This window comes from Acerihabitans arboris (genome assembly GCF_010131535.1).
GTDB lineage: Bacteria > Pseudomonadota > Gammaproteobacteria > Enterobacterales > Enterobacteriaceae > Acerihabitans > Acerihabitans arboris.
Genome location: NZ_WUBS01000025.1, coordinates 1 through 12,298, shown reverse-complemented (window position 1 = coordinate 12,298; position 12,298 = coordinate 1). Strand labels below are relative to the sequence as shown.

11 protein-coding genes and 3 pseudogenes are annotated in these 12,298 nt (G+C 45.0%); 7 read left to right on the top strand and 7 right to left on the bottom strand.

The annotated features are described in order from the left end of the window. Positions 1 to 81: 81 nt before the first annotated feature. A pseudogene (locus GRH90_RS26780) lies at positions 82 to 410 on the top strand (phage tailspike protein). Between the two features lie 234 nt (positions 411 to 644). Here GRH90_RS26780 and GRH90_RS24570 read toward each other — a convergent pair. Both GRH90_RS24570 and GRH90_RS24565 read right to left on the bottom strand, forming a co-directional pair. Next, complete coding sequence (locus GRH90_RS24570) at positions 645 to 1,031, bottom strand: hypothetical protein (protein WP_162368619.1); 387 nt, start codon at positions 1,029 to 1,031, stop codon at positions 645 to 647. After that, positions 1,028 to 3,532 carry an S-type pyocin domain-containing protein gene (locus GRH90_RS24565; RefSeq protein ID WP_162368618.1) on the bottom strand — a complete coding sequence of 835 codons (2,505 nt, stop codon included), beginning with the start codon at positions 3,530 to 3,532 and terminating at the stop codon, positions 1,028 to 1,030. Before GRH90_RS24565 ends, GRH90_RS24570 begins: the two co-directional genes overlap by 4 nt. A 310-nt stretch (positions 3,533 to 3,842) precedes the next feature. On the opposite strand from GRH90_RS24565, the pseudogene GRH90_RS26570 reads away from it, so the two are divergent. After that, positions 3,843 to 4,076, top strand: a pseudogene (locus GRH90_RS26570) (antitermination protein Q); the annotation flags it as partial. A 306-nt stretch (positions 4,077 to 4,382) separates the two neighbouring features. Here the strand turns inward: GRH90_RS26570 and GRH90_RS24555 are convergent. Both GRH90_RS24555 and GRH90_RS24550 read right to left on the bottom strand, forming a co-directional pair. Beyond that, positions 4,383 to 4,664 carry a HigA family addiction module antitoxin gene (locus GRH90_RS24555; RefSeq protein WP_162368616.1) on the bottom strand — a complete coding sequence of 94 codons (282 nt, stop codon included), beginning with the start codon at positions 4,662 to 4,664 and terminating at the stop codon, positions 4,383 to 4,385. Positions 4,665 to 4,675: 11 nt separating this feature from the next. Continuing rightward, on the bottom strand, positions 4,676 to 4,957 hold the full coding sequence (locus GRH90_RS24550) for a type II toxin-antitoxin system RelE/ParE family toxin (RefSeq protein WP_162368615.1): 282 nt from the start codon (positions 4,955 to 4,957) through the stop codon (positions 4,676 to 4,678). A 117-nt stretch (positions 4,958 to 5,074) separates the two neighbouring features. Between GRH90_RS24550 and GRH90_RS24545 the strand changes: the two genes are divergently transcribed. The 4 genes from GRH90_RS24545 (at position 5,075) to GRH90_RS24530 (ending at position 9,686) form a co-directional block, all read left to right on the top strand. Further along, complete coding sequence (locus GRH90_RS24545; protein WP_162368614.1) at positions 5,075 to 5,770, top strand: tail fiber domain-containing protein; 696 nt, start codon at positions 5,075 to 5,077, stop codon at positions 5,768 to 5,770. Between the two features lie 86 nt (positions 5,771 to 5,856). Beyond that, positions 5,857 to 8,259 carry a prophage tail fiber N-terminal domain-containing protein gene (locus GRH90_RS24540; protein WP_162368613.1) on the top strand — a complete coding sequence of 801 codons (2,403 nt, stop codon included), beginning with the start codon at positions 5,857 to 5,859 and terminating at the stop codon, positions 8,257 to 8,259. A gap of 12 nt (positions 8,260 to 8,271) precedes the next feature. Further along, positions 8,272 to 9,051 carry a hypothetical protein gene (locus GRH90_RS24535; protein ID WP_162368612.1) on the top strand — a complete coding sequence of 260 codons (780 nt, stop codon included), beginning with the start codon at positions 8,272 to 8,274 and terminating at the stop codon, positions 9,049 to 9,051. Positions 9,052 to 9,401: 350 nt separating this feature from the next. Then, a complete protein-coding gene (locus GRH90_RS24530) occupies positions 9,402 to 9,686 on the top strand; it encodes a hypothetical protein (protein WP_162368611.1) in 285 nt (94 codons plus the stop codon). A gap of 126 nt (positions 9,687 to 9,812) precedes the next feature. Here GRH90_RS24530 and GRH90_RS24525 read toward each other — a convergent pair whose 3' ends face one another. Continuing rightward, entirely contained in the window at positions 9,813 to 10,250 is a 438-nt protein-coding gene (locus tag GRH90_RS24525; protein WP_218586288.1) for a hypothetical protein, read from the bottom strand. A gap of 59 nt (positions 10,251 to 10,309) precedes the next feature. Then, positions 10,310 to 10,720: a hypothetical protein gene (locus GRH90_RS24520; RefSeq protein ID WP_162368609.1), complete on the bottom strand. Its 411-nt coding sequence runs from the start codon at positions 10,718 to 10,720 to the stop codon at positions 10,310 to 10,312. A 260-nt stretch (positions 10,721 to 10,980) separates the two neighbouring features. Between GRH90_RS24520 and GRH90_RS26775 the strand changes: the two genes are divergently transcribed. Next, positions 10,981 to 11,253, top strand: coding sequence for a S24 family peptidase (locus GRH90_RS26775; RefSeq protein WP_376766101.1), 273 nt, complete (start codon positions 10,981 to 10,983; stop codon positions 11,251 to 11,253). A 135-nt stretch (positions 11,254 to 11,388) separates the two neighbouring features. On the opposite strand, the pseudogene GRH90_RS24515 reads toward GRH90_RS26775, so the two are convergent. Further along, positions 11,389 to 12,192 (bottom strand): annotated as a pseudogene (locus GRH90_RS24515) (tyrosine-type recombinase/integrase); the annotation flags it as partial. Positions 12,193 to 12,298: the final 106 nt, after the last annotated feature.

Here is a 12,298-nt window from a genome sequence, read left to right as displayed (position 1 = left end):
TGTTTGTATATACAGTGTCAGGTGGTTATCCCGACGCACATGTCCGCAGTGGGGCATGCTATACCTATCCGCCGGCAATAGGTGGCGGAAATTTATGGCAGACATTATCCCAAACATTGCCGTCACATATTCACTTTACCCGACACGTTCGCCGCAACCGCGGGCGGGTTGATTTCTATCGGCAATATCGATGCCTACCCCACCCCGATCGACAATCGGATCCGGATTTGTGTCCAAAACGCTGACGGTAGTGCCGCGCCCGTCGCTCAGCCCATCGGTTTTGGCCCCGGGGGTATCCTGAATATGATGGGACGGTGGCAAGCTTTGTAACGGTGGAAGGACAGTTACTAGCCGTGCTTGACGCGAATGGCGTACGGCAATTTTATTACCCGAATGTGCTGGAGTTATGATGCTGGCCAGCTAAGGGTCGATCTGGCCGAGGCTAATGGACTTGCTCTTATCGACAGATGTCCAGACTTGGCAACCTTGAGGTTGACCGTTGGTTCAACTGGTCAAACAAATGTTTACACTGGTTCGGGTCATGGCGGCGACGCGCAACCAGATATATTTAAACTACGCACAAGTACAGGCTGCCCTTGAACAGCCCAAGGCTTCAATCATGCAATAAGGAGTAAAATTGGGGGTTAAGAGAACTCATTTTCCAATCGTTCGACAACTTCCTTGTATATTTCAACGTATTCAGGAGAAAGGTCGCTAAGCTGGTCATGGAAGAAAGGTTGATAGAATTCTTTCGGCCATAGTGCTAATTCATACTCGCTTAGCGCCTTGATAACCCAATACGCTGAAGGTCGACTATCTATGATCTCAAACAAACATAATGGAGCAGGGAAAGCATAAAAATAAGGCATTTGCAGTATAGTTGCAGCTTGGCGGCCTACTTGGCTGCTTATCCCTAAAACGGTATAAGATTCCCCTATTTCAAAAGGATATTCATAATCTGAATTTTCATTCACTCCCATTATCTTTTTTTGGGAACTTGTGAGTTTAATTGCTTTGCATATTACTTTCACTTTACTTCTTTCCTTAATATAATGGTTTTGAATTCTACTGTTTTCCCTAATTCATTGTTATGATATGCATGAATTTCAAAAATATTTCCGTCAGTGGCTTGGTAACTTTTGCTGGTGATTTTACTCCAGTCGGCGGCGGTTCCACCATATTCGTTTGTTAACCTTGGCGCATCCCGAAGTACTCTCTTGGTGCCTAACCCCGCAACCGGCTCTCCGCTTTCTTTCAATAGTTGTGCTAATTGAGCTTCACTAGCCAATGATTTTCGTAAATTCAAACTATCACTAAGCATAACATATATCGGTTTATCACCGCTTTCAAGCGGAGGTACAATGATAATGTCGTTAAAATCTGTTTCGCTCAGGCCGGGATAGGTCGTCACTGTCGGCAACTGCGCTGGCTGCGCTTGACCCCCGGTGTTGTTGAACGCTTCTGGAACTTCGCTTGGAGTGAGCAATGCTCCCAGGCCTTCAGTGCCAGGTGCTTTAGCCGGGGTGACAAAGAGGGTTCTCGCGGGCAAGCCATCAGTTTCCGGAAGTGTGCAACGGTATATTCCCTGGCCTTCAGGCCTGCCCTCAAGTAGGAGGACCGGCATCGGTTTCGCGGTTCTGAACAACTCGATTTGCAACGCTTCGTTTTTTACCACCAGACGGCCACGAAACTGTGATTCAACCGTTTTTTGTCCTTCGGCCGCGGCGCGCAAAATAGTAACCGCGGGCAGGCCGAGTAACTCCGCCGGCAACGTCTCCTGAAAATATTTTCCGCCGGGAACCTTATCACTTTCTTTATTTATCTCCGCTGGGTACAGACTTGCGACAATGGCGACGCCAATTGGCCCGGCGGTACGTGCTTGAGCGGCAATTTTTAGTGCGTCCATGGCCTTCTTGACCGCGTTGACCACCGACAGCGAGGCAGATGGCGCCGTACCGGTCGTTGCAGCTAGGGCCAAGGCTTGGGTTGCCTGGTCATATGTCCTTATCGGGCTGTCTTTTGCGTCACCCGCTGAAGTCTCGCCAATAGCAATATCTGGCAATTTTGCAGCTTGCTGAGCTGTGCTCGGCAAAGTTGAATTTTTGGCTAAGGAATCAATATTCTCATTTCCTCCAGCTCGGGCGGCAATAAGCGCAGCCTTGATTTTCGGTGCCTTATCGGCTTTCTTGCGAGCTTCTTCTTGCTCTTTGATCAAGGCGGCTTTTTGAATTTCTCGGATTCTTTTGATTTGCTCTACTTGTTTAATACTTTCCCTGACGTTAGCGAGGTTCACATCAGCGCGCTCTTTATTGTGGCGGGCACCGCTTAATTGATCTTGGTATGATTTGAACAGTGATATACTATCCAGCAGTTCCCTCTGGTTATGTTCAAGAGCAGCTTTTGTGGTCGCAACGTTTACGTTTTGGCTGTGTTTTTTTAAGGCTTTTTGCCGAAAGTGACCTTGCCAATATTTTGGATGTCTTTCCACCAATGCTAATTCGTGTTGTAAAACGTTATCAAATTCACCGAGCTGATGTTTTAGGATGTTAATGCTGGACTCATTTTCACGAATAAAATTTGTTGTATTATATATATTTTTTTCTATGTTATTTATCTGCCTACCTGCTTCGCTTACCTCTCTTTCTGCCGTCGCTAATTGCTGTCTGGCATTATGATCCTTTATATTCCATTGGTGTTCTTCATTTTGGCGCCTTGATTTTTCTTCCTGCGCGCGCTTATGACTAGAGCGTAGTTCAGCGAGGCGGGACGCTGTGATGGCTTTATGATTCTGAGCTTCTTGCCAGTGATGGATAGATGCTTGTCGTTGTGATCTATGCTGATCTAACACAAATTGTGCTCGATTAAAATCTTCATGGTTGTAATATAATACGGCCTTTAATTCTTTTTTATATTCGCCTTTACGCTTCCCGCCACCAAATCCGGAAGATATGGCAGTGGTTATTTTCTCTGCATAGGCCTTATTTGTTTGTGCAATAATAGCTTTAAAATGAGCAACCTGCTGTTCGCTTTCCCGGACCAGATACTCGGCATGATTTTTATCCTTCTCCATTCTCTGTAGCCGGGCAGACGCTTTACTATCGATATCTTCAGCGGCCTCAACCGGATATTTGGCGACATAGTCGTCATGTGCTTTTTGGCGTATGGCGGCCTCTTGCGCTCGCCGTATCGCAGCCTCATGGGCCTGGCGTCCTGCTTCCTCCCGAGCTATTTTTGCCGTTTCTACCGCCGTATCCCGATTTTTTTTTGAAGATGATCTATCATAGCCGCCACCGCCATTTCCACCATGCGAATTATTGCTAATCCCATGATCTCCCCGCGATTTAGCGTCACTTTTTCCATGAGGACCATTATCACAACCACTACCTATGCATAATCTTGATTGATTATTATTTTTTGCGGAATTTATATGGCTACTCCAATTTCCACCTCCCTTATTTCCAGAATTAACACCGCTATTGTTTTTTCTACCGCAGTTATTTGTCGAGCTTTTCCCACAGCTGCCAATATTCATACTATCCTCCTGGTGTATTTATTGAAAAATAATATTTATCCGATTAATTAAGATCCGACTTTTCTATTAGTTAAACTGGGTCGTCAAAGTAAAAAGACTACTAATAACTAATCACATGGAAAGTCAAAAAAGCGTAAACGAAAAGTGGGAAAAACGTAGCGACTAACAGAATGAGGTGGAATAGGGTGTTTATTATAATTTTATGTATATTAAAGAATTGGCGATGTGTTTAATCATCGGCTCGTTGTCCTTGTGGCGGTCGCCCGCCCCCTTTGCTACAGGATGGTATGTAGACTCATCAGCGGGTAAAGAGCGCAGCGAGGCAGCGGGTATCCCAATCATGAAAACGTGTTCGAAATGTCAGGGCCGGGGATATTCAAGGTTGCCGGCCGAGGAGGCGCGCGCAGCCGTTACTAAGTTTTTGCCAGACCTCACCCAACCAACATGGTCTCGCAACTTCAAGCCGCTGTTGGACGACCTGATTACTCAATGCCACAAAGAGGAGTCGTCGGCAGATTCCATTTTCAATTCCGTAACACGTTAACGGCACGATCGCCACGGATGGCGACAATATTAATAATACATGTTGCAATAATGAATAAGGTGGCCTAATATCCCTCTAATGATGGGATTTCTACGATTCATTGACTCCAAAGAACAATAAGACCCTGGCCGAAAGCCGGGGTTTTTTATTGGGCACAACAGGTAAGGGCATTGCACCGGATATATGGCTAGCACCTGTGTAACTTCCCCTGGCGGCGTGGTAGGTAGGTCGCAAAGGCAACGTTACGGGCAAGCGGCGTAAGGTGGTCAAAGGCAGCGCTCTTTCCGTTGTATTAAATGCCGAAGCTTAAGCATGCTCCAGCAATGGTTTTATCGCCGGCCGCGAATTCTGAGACGCAATCCATATTTCATATTGCGATTGCATGCTGGTCCACATTTCGGCACTTGTTCCCAACGCTGCCTCAAGGCGTAATGCCATGTCGGCAGAAATGCCGGTGCTTCCGTTAAGGATGCGAGACAAAGCAGCGCGGGTAACGCCCAGGGCTTTGGCGGCTTCGGTAACAGAAATATCGCCCAGGTATTCACGTAAAACCGCGCCTGGATGCGCCGGGTTATGCATTCTGGTCATGATTACCTCCATCAATGGTAGTCCTGATAGTCAACGAGGATAGCGTCCTCACCGTCAAATCTAAACGTTAAACGCCAGTTGCCGTTAACGGATATAGCCCAATGCCCGGCAAGGTCTGCGCCTTTCAGTGGGTGCAGTTTCCATCCCGGCGCGCTCATATCCTCGGCACGTTTGGCGGCGTTCAAAGCGGTCAATTGGATCTGCAGTTTTGCGGCATGTTTCGCTTGGATCCCGGCAGTTGAGCCGGTGGCGAAAAACTTCTCCAATCCTTTGTGCCGAAAACTCTTAATCATCGTCATCGCCCCGTATACTGTATAGCAACAGTATACGCTTACTGATAATCGCGTCAACATAATTTCAAGGGCTGCACTCCGGTGTGGCCCTTTTTGTTGAATAGAGTAAAATCATGAATGGCTATTCGAACCGAACTAGGTTTGAGCGCCACCGGATCAGCAAGTTTTGCAAGTTTAGAATTATCTGGCGCAGCACCATTCATAGATTTTCATTTCAATAACACCACGACTGATTATAACGTTCGATTCATAAATTCAGCGTCTGGAATAATGGATGTTTTGGGAGCATCTTCTTTTAATATCCCTGCGGGCTATGTAAGCCCCATGTATGGGATGCGCACCAAGGCGGGCCGAAGTGCTGCGTTTGGTGGTAATGGATTTATGGCTGAATGGAACAGCTCAGCACAATTATATTTATGGATCGACAATACCGCGATTGGGCAATTCACAGGAACCGGGTCTGACCGGCGCATCAAAGAAGATATAGCTTATCTGGATGATACAGCTTCAGATTTAGATGTTGTCTTGCAGATGAAGCCTGTGTCATATGCATTTTCACAGCGCGGAGTTTTGAATAAATCAGGAGAGCGGCGGGGTTTTATTGCTCAGGATTTGCTTGAGACTTTTCCCATTTCGGTGATTGGGACGGTTAAAGAAGGTGAAGAGAATAAGCCCGCTGAAGAATTGACGGATTTTCTAAACCTCGACCCGCTGGCCTTATGCTCAGTACTGGCCGGGGCTATCAAAGAGCTTTCAGCGAAAGTAGATGCCCATGCAAATGAAATAGCCGCACTGAAAAATCTAGCCGCTTAGTTCACCAGATCCTTATACAAAGTCAGCATTAATATTGATGATAACCATAATCCTTTCTCGCAGGGATTTTTTTATTGGAGCGACACATGGCAGTAATTATCAGCGGCAGGCTCATTGGCCCCAATGGGGATCCGCGCTCGGGCGTGACCATTATGTTACGAGCGCAAGTAACATCCTCGGCTGTTGTCGTCCAGGCACCGTCAAGCTCCGTTACCGGCACCGATGGCAGTTATTCCTTATCTGTTGAGGTTGGCACGCATGAGGTAATGATCGAGGCATACGGCCAGCCCTATGAACGAGTAGGGGCGATTACGGTTTATGCTGACTCGGCGGCAGGCACGCTGAACGACTTCCTTACCGCGCCAGGCGAAGATGCATTAACACCGGTTATCGTGTTGACGGTGGAGGGGATGCGAGTTGCAGCGCAAACAGCACGGGACGAAACCCTCGCAGCACGAGACGATGCTGTTACAGCCGCTCAGTCAGCTATTAGCTCTGGCAATCTTCAGCCTGACGAAGCTACTGGGTTAGCCAAAACCATTAACGGCCAGACATTTACCGTAGGATATGGCAGCGGCGCTGATATTTCTTATAAGACGTTCGAGAACGTGAACGGCGTTGCTGTCGTGAGGATTGAGGGTGTAGGGTCGGGGGCGGTGGACGCAGTGGCGGCGAGCGTGGATGAAATCAAAGAATCTTTGCCGTATACGGAAAACATTGATGGTTTCGCAGAGGTAGAAGCCGGCGAGGATGGGAAGCCTATACGTGGATTAACCGATGATGGGACCAGTTTTTTTTCGGCGATTCTAATTGGTCGTGATGTTGAGGCAGTTGGCAACGATGATTCCTTATTAATTCAAAGTAGAGGGACGGGAAAAAGGAATATTCAATATAATCCAGCAGGAGGATATGAAACTGATGAATTCGAAGTATATTTTTCTGATGCATACCCCGGCTATTTGCAAATTGAGGCCGGGGAAGATGGCAAGCCTATATACGTCAAAAAGGAGGATGGTACCGTTATCGATTTAAGAGATGGGGATGATGAGTCAACAACCGGAAGCCTTGGGAGCGTGCCGATAGCTTACCTTGAAGGAAATATAGTTAAAATCATAAAGAGCGGTGATATAATTCAAACTATAGACTCCACCGCCTTTACCAAATTAAATCCTCAAGCTATCCCTATAGGAGGTAAAGCTTACTATGTGCGGTTTGCCACAAATGAAAGCGGAACCTATAGATTAGTAAGGATGTCGGAAGACACATTAAATAAAATTTACGAAGGCAAGAAAACCTTTGTTCACGTTTTTATGGTGGGTCAATCTCTTGTCCCCGGTGGCGGTACTGTAAACGGCAATAACGCCCTAACAGTCACGCCTCCCGTCCCTTATGGCGTCCTTTGTTTTTCTGGCGGAACTGTATATGATCAGACTTATGCCGCAAGCACTCTAGCGGAAAGCGATTTGTTATATTTGATACCAGCAAGTGAACTCTTGAAGAAAGGGCACACTGGCGCAAGCGGAGTAAGTCCATCAACAGAATCCGAGGCAACTGCTATTGGTTTAGGCGTATATGAGGCAACAGGATATACGACATTAGTTTCAGCCATAGGATCATCAGGAGTTAGCCTTTCGGGTATTTTTGCGGGAACTGCAAACGATGCTGCCGTAAAATTGGCACTAAAACATGGCTATGCTTTAGCTAATTCGCTAGGTATGGAATATATGCCAGTTATGCACTTCATCCATGGTAATGCTGACGCAAGTGGCGGATCTACATCAATTGCAAGTTATAAAGCGATGATGTCTGCATTAAAGTTGAATTATGAAAATTATATTCATGGCTTATTTAATAGCAATGATTATTCATTGCCATGCTTTATAGGTCAATTCACAAATGCAATTGTAACATCTGGCACAGGTACGGTAAGCGTTGGCATTGGCCGCGCGCAATACGAAATTACCCAAGAAGAATCTAATTTCCATATTGCTACTGTCTTATATCAAATCCCACAACAGGATGGAGATCATCTGACGAACGTTGGTTATCGTATGGATGGACGTATAGCTGGTAAAGTGATCGGACGATATTTAGCAGATGGTACGCTGAGTTCATTGCGTCCAAATATGGCAGCATCAAGCCAAACTGCTACAGAGTTTTTATTGCAGCTTGATGGAGGTGTGAATGTGGCAGTCATAGATTCGGTGAGGATAACTGATCCAGGCGACTATGGTTTTATATTGTATGATTCTGCCGGCAACCATTTAACGCTGGGGGCACCGATAACTATCGATTCAAATAATGTTGTCCACATACCAAAAATAGGCACGGCCGCAGCGATCAGTTACGCGTATACGGGGCCTCATGGTGTTAAACCCGCTTACAATGCGGGGGCCAGGGGTTGCGTCCGAGACTCATTAGCATTCGTTGATGAGGTTACTGGGCAGATATTATACAACCCATTATGTTTATTCTACTCAGCTGTATAAGGGGATTTAAAAATGGCAAACTGCGAAGTGAAAATCTGGAAGGGAAGAAAGTTTTCAAGAACATCCCCAATAGTGCAGGCAAGATATCCGTTTGATGTTTCAAAACTGGCATCACAAATCCCGGGAATGGTATTGCACTGGTATGTGGACCCAGACTATCCATCATCGCTCCTTGAAAACAGAATTACCGGAACGGCAATGACAGCAGTAGGAGCACCGGTAATTAATGGCTACAAAACAATCTTAAACGAAGCAAATCATATAGATACCGGAATTGATATATCTCAATTTAATGGGATGGATTTGACAATTATTGCTATAGCCGGAAACGCCGGGGGCGGGCCATTTAACTTGGCGGGAAGGTTGCAGGTGGCTAATCCTCAACGTTCCAGAGCGCTAAAATGGGTAGATGCAACTCATATTGGTAACGTATGGCTAAATTCGAATGGCTCTACATTAGCTGCAAATTTAACCCCGGTAAACATCACGTCGGTCGATGCCGATATGTTTTGCGCACGGTTTATTAGCAACAATGGCAGCAATTTTATAGCGTCACGAATTACTATGCCTCGATCAGGCGCAAACGCCCAAGCCGCTGGAGCTGCAACAGCTTACGCTATGCCATCGACTAATATTCTTATCGGTGGTTCATTGGATGGCGGTACAACCGTATCTTGCGATGAATATTCAGTAGCAGTATTTAATCGCCTGATTACTGACGATGAACTGGCTCTATATTATGAAACTCATAAAAACCGCCTGCTGCTAGCACCTAAGCCAATTTATATCTAAACCCAACATTCATTAGTCGGGGCTACGCTGGCCATCTGGCAGCACTCGCGAATTATATCGAAACGCGCTCTGAGCATCTATTCGTAGCGTCTTTATTGCGAAAAGTAATGCTAAACTAAAATAAATTACATTACATTATAATTCAATTAGATAACATTTTTTTTGCTCGTCTCACTTCACAGGATCACCTTCGTGTGATAATACTGTATATAACAACAATACTTCAGTGCGATGTTATGGCATTCAGTCCCACGTGACATTAAAGCGAACTTTTCCGGTTAAAAATATAAGGCGTTATTGGCTGTTGTTATCTGGGTGTCAGTAATAAAAACAACTTAAGAGAGGTAACTATGAGTGAACCTAATTTTTCTTATGAAGAAGAACGATATGCAATTCCCCATGTTCAATTTAACCAGGCATTGCTGATAGGGGATACTATAGAAGACATCTGTAATGAACTTGGCAGACTTTCTCACGAAGCGATAGGAAGCGATGCCGCCTTCGTTGCTGATGATTTTTACGGTAGGGTCCGGCGGTGGGATTATGCCCCAACAATTAATGCTTGGCGTGAAGAAAACGGAGTCACTCCAGTTGTGGCGCCACCCCCTTTTCCGGGAACAGAAGATCCTGAGTAAATTCTTAACTTCCCTTTTCAATCATTAAAAATCAGTAATGGCCAAGGATGGCACTACTGTTGAAATTAAATAATATAATTATAAAAAACATTAATATTGTTTACATCTAATTATTATATTAATTCATTATCGATACTTAGTAATGAATTCGACAGCAAGATCAAAATATCCTTCATGAAAGTAAATATTTTCTTTTTTTATGTTATCTTTCCATTTATCGAAATAGGTCTTGTCATCTTTTCCTCCAAAATAATGAATATTTCCCCTACAGAGGGATAGATTTTCCCAGATATGAGTATCCACTTCATAATTAATAAAAACTCCAATTATAAAAATGTTTTGTGCTTCCTTAATTTCTTGGGCCCACCCGCCTTGCTGTGCAGCCACTTCAGCGGGACTAAAATCTACGCGTTTCCCTTTAGCATAATATGACATAATTGGGTTGATGCTATCTTCAGTTTGACATAAGCGCAATGCTTCTATGCGATTCACAACTTTACCTTGTGTGACTATTGCAGCTTTACCTGGTTGCTCGCCGTCTAACCCTTTAATCTCTACCCCCATTAAGTCCGGCCAAAAGTTTGTCGAACCATGTAATTTAAATAAATTAAAACATGATTCCCTCACCGTGGGGCCGTAACAAATAGACATCCCAAGCTGCTCTGCTGAGAGTTCAAAAAGCAAATCATAGTTAAAGAACTATACTTATATTTCCGATACTTGAGATTATTTAATAGTTTAAGGTATAAGTTATTCGCTGTAGGCATGAATTTTAGAAGATATTGCGCTAATTCATTCTGAAAGCGAATCACATGACTAAATTTTTTTTCTTTATTGCATCTTTCGATAAACTCCAACATACCTTGTTCGAAATCTTGTACAAAAATCTCTTTTAAATTGTCTGGTAGAGTAGTTGCTAGTCCATTTTCAAACAATAAATTTTCGAAAAGTTTCTTGCCTAAGGGTGGCGTTATACCAAGGTTAGGTTCACTTCCATGACTTGCGCCTGCCCCAAAAAGAATATGTGATACCATTTTTTTCTCCATGATTATAAGGAAAGCCATCTAAAAAAATTTCAATTTTAATGTATATGAAATTGATATTTATTGAATGCATTTAAAATTTATAAAAAATAATTTCTTTATGCCAAATGGTAATTAGGCTATGCAATTTAAATTTTCAATTAAGTACTCTACGTCATCTACTTACTAAACCCTCACCAGATATTCCTTCCACTTAATATCCTACGATTTTCTGCCGTCTCGCTTCTTCACAAGCACCGCGTTATGCACCCATGCTATATAAAAAACATCAAATTGGTGATGTTATGTGCTTTCCTTCTCTCGCGCAGGACTATGTCGGCGCACCGTTCAGCCTGGAAACATTGTGCGTCCAGCATAAAGCGGCAACCTACCTGATACACTCTGGCAGCAGGATGTTGAACACTGGCATTTACAAAGACATGATTCTCATTGTGGATGCCAGCCAGAAGCTTGTCCATGGCAGCATGGTCGTTGCCGAGGTGGGTTCATTAGGCGATTGCACCTGTACCCACAGCTGGGCTTGAACGTTTGGACTCTGGACATGTCCAGTTGGTCGATAAGGAAGAGGGATTAAGCATATCCGGTGCGGTCACGTTCTGCGTGAACGATATGTCATGCGGGGAGTGGGATGATAGCCCGGTGATGTGATGGGTGGGCCATTACAGCCCATCAAGGTAATCGGCGTACCACTGCATCATTTCCCGGCGCTTATCCAAGTATTGAGCGTGGTTATAAATACCACGCACTTTGTTTCGGTCAACATGAGCGAGCTGGCGCTCGATTAAATCTGGTTCGAAGCCGTGATCATTCAAAATGGTGCTCATCTGGTGTCGGAAACCATGGCCGCTAGCCATACCATGAAAGCCTATGCGCCTAATTATGCCAAGGATTGAGTTTTCACTGATAGGGATCGTCTTGGTGTTTCTCCCTGGGAAAATATACTGGCCGTTACCAGTTATCGGCTTCAGATATTCAAGGAGTGCGATCACCTGACGTGACATAGGGACAATGTGAGGCCGGCGAGCCTTCATCAACTCCGGTGGGATCGCCCATGTTTTATTTTCGAAGTCGATAAAAGACCATTGTGACCACCGTAGTTCAAACGTGCGTAGAGCGGTAAGTTGCAATACTTGCGTAGCGAGTTTTACCACAATACTACCGCCGTAAGCCGCCAAGGCCCGGTTAAACGGCCCTACATCAGATTCACGAAGGAATGGGTAATGCTTACTCTTGGGCGCGCCCATAGCTATAGACAGATCAGGGGCTGGATTATATTCGGCCCTTCCCGTCACAATGGCGTACCTGAAAACTTCACCGCTCCGCCTCCTTGCCTTCCTCGCTAACTCCATTGCCCCGCGTTCTTCAAATTTCCTCAGTACCCCCAACAGCATCAAAGGCTTTATTTCCGCAATCGGCATATTACCTATGAACGGGTAGAAATCTTTCTTGTAAGCGTACGCCCAGAGCCGTCTGTTAATTACCCGTCAAGTTGTCGAAGATGATGTCCATCATTTTTTTTAATGGACGCTACTCATGAAACAAACCCCCGCAAAACCCTCAAGACGTCGT

Excerpts from the sequence above, each read along its gene's own strand:
- GRH90_RS24535 (WP_162368612.1), top strand. The coding sequence starts at position 8,272 with ATGGCAAACTGCGAAGTGAAAATCTGGAAGGGAAGAAAGTTTTCAAGA.
- GRH90_RS24540 (WP_162368613.1), top strand. The coding sequence starts at position 5,857 with ATGGCAGTAATTATCAGCGGCAGGCTCATTGGCCCCAATGGGGATCCG.
- GRH90_RS24565 (WP_162368618.1), bottom strand. The coding sequence starts at position 3,532 with ATGAATATTGGCAGCTGTGGGAAAAGCTCGACAAATAACTGCGGTAGA.
- GRH90_RS24520 (WP_162368609.1), bottom strand. The coding sequence starts at position 10,720 with ATGGTATCACATATTCTTTTTGGGGCAGGCGCAAGTCATGGAAGTGAA.
- GRH90_RS24550 (WP_162368615.1), bottom strand. The coding sequence starts at position 4,957 with ATGATTAAGAGTTTTCGGCACAAAGGATTGGAGAAGTTTTTCGCCACC.
- GRH90_RS26775 (WP_376766101.1), top strand. The coding sequence starts at position 10,981 with ATGCTATATAAAAAACATCAAATTGGTGATGTTATGTGCTTTCCTTCT.
- GRH90_RS24545 (WP_162368614.1), top strand. The coding sequence starts at position 5,075 with ATGGCTATTCGAACCGAACTAGGTTTGAGCGCCACCGGATCAGCAAGT.
- GRH90_RS24525 (WP_218586288.1), bottom strand. The coding sequence starts at position 10,250 with ATGGGGGTAGAGATTAAAGGGTTAGACGGCGAGCAACCAGGTAAAGCT.
- GRH90_RS24555 (WP_162368616.1), bottom strand. The coding sequence starts at position 4,664 with ATGACCAGAATGCATAACCCGGCGCATCCAGGCGCGGTTTTACGTGAA.
- GRH90_RS24530 (WP_162368611.1), top strand. The coding sequence starts at position 9,402 with ATGAGTGAACCTAATTTTTCTTATGAAGAAGAACGATATGCAATTCCC.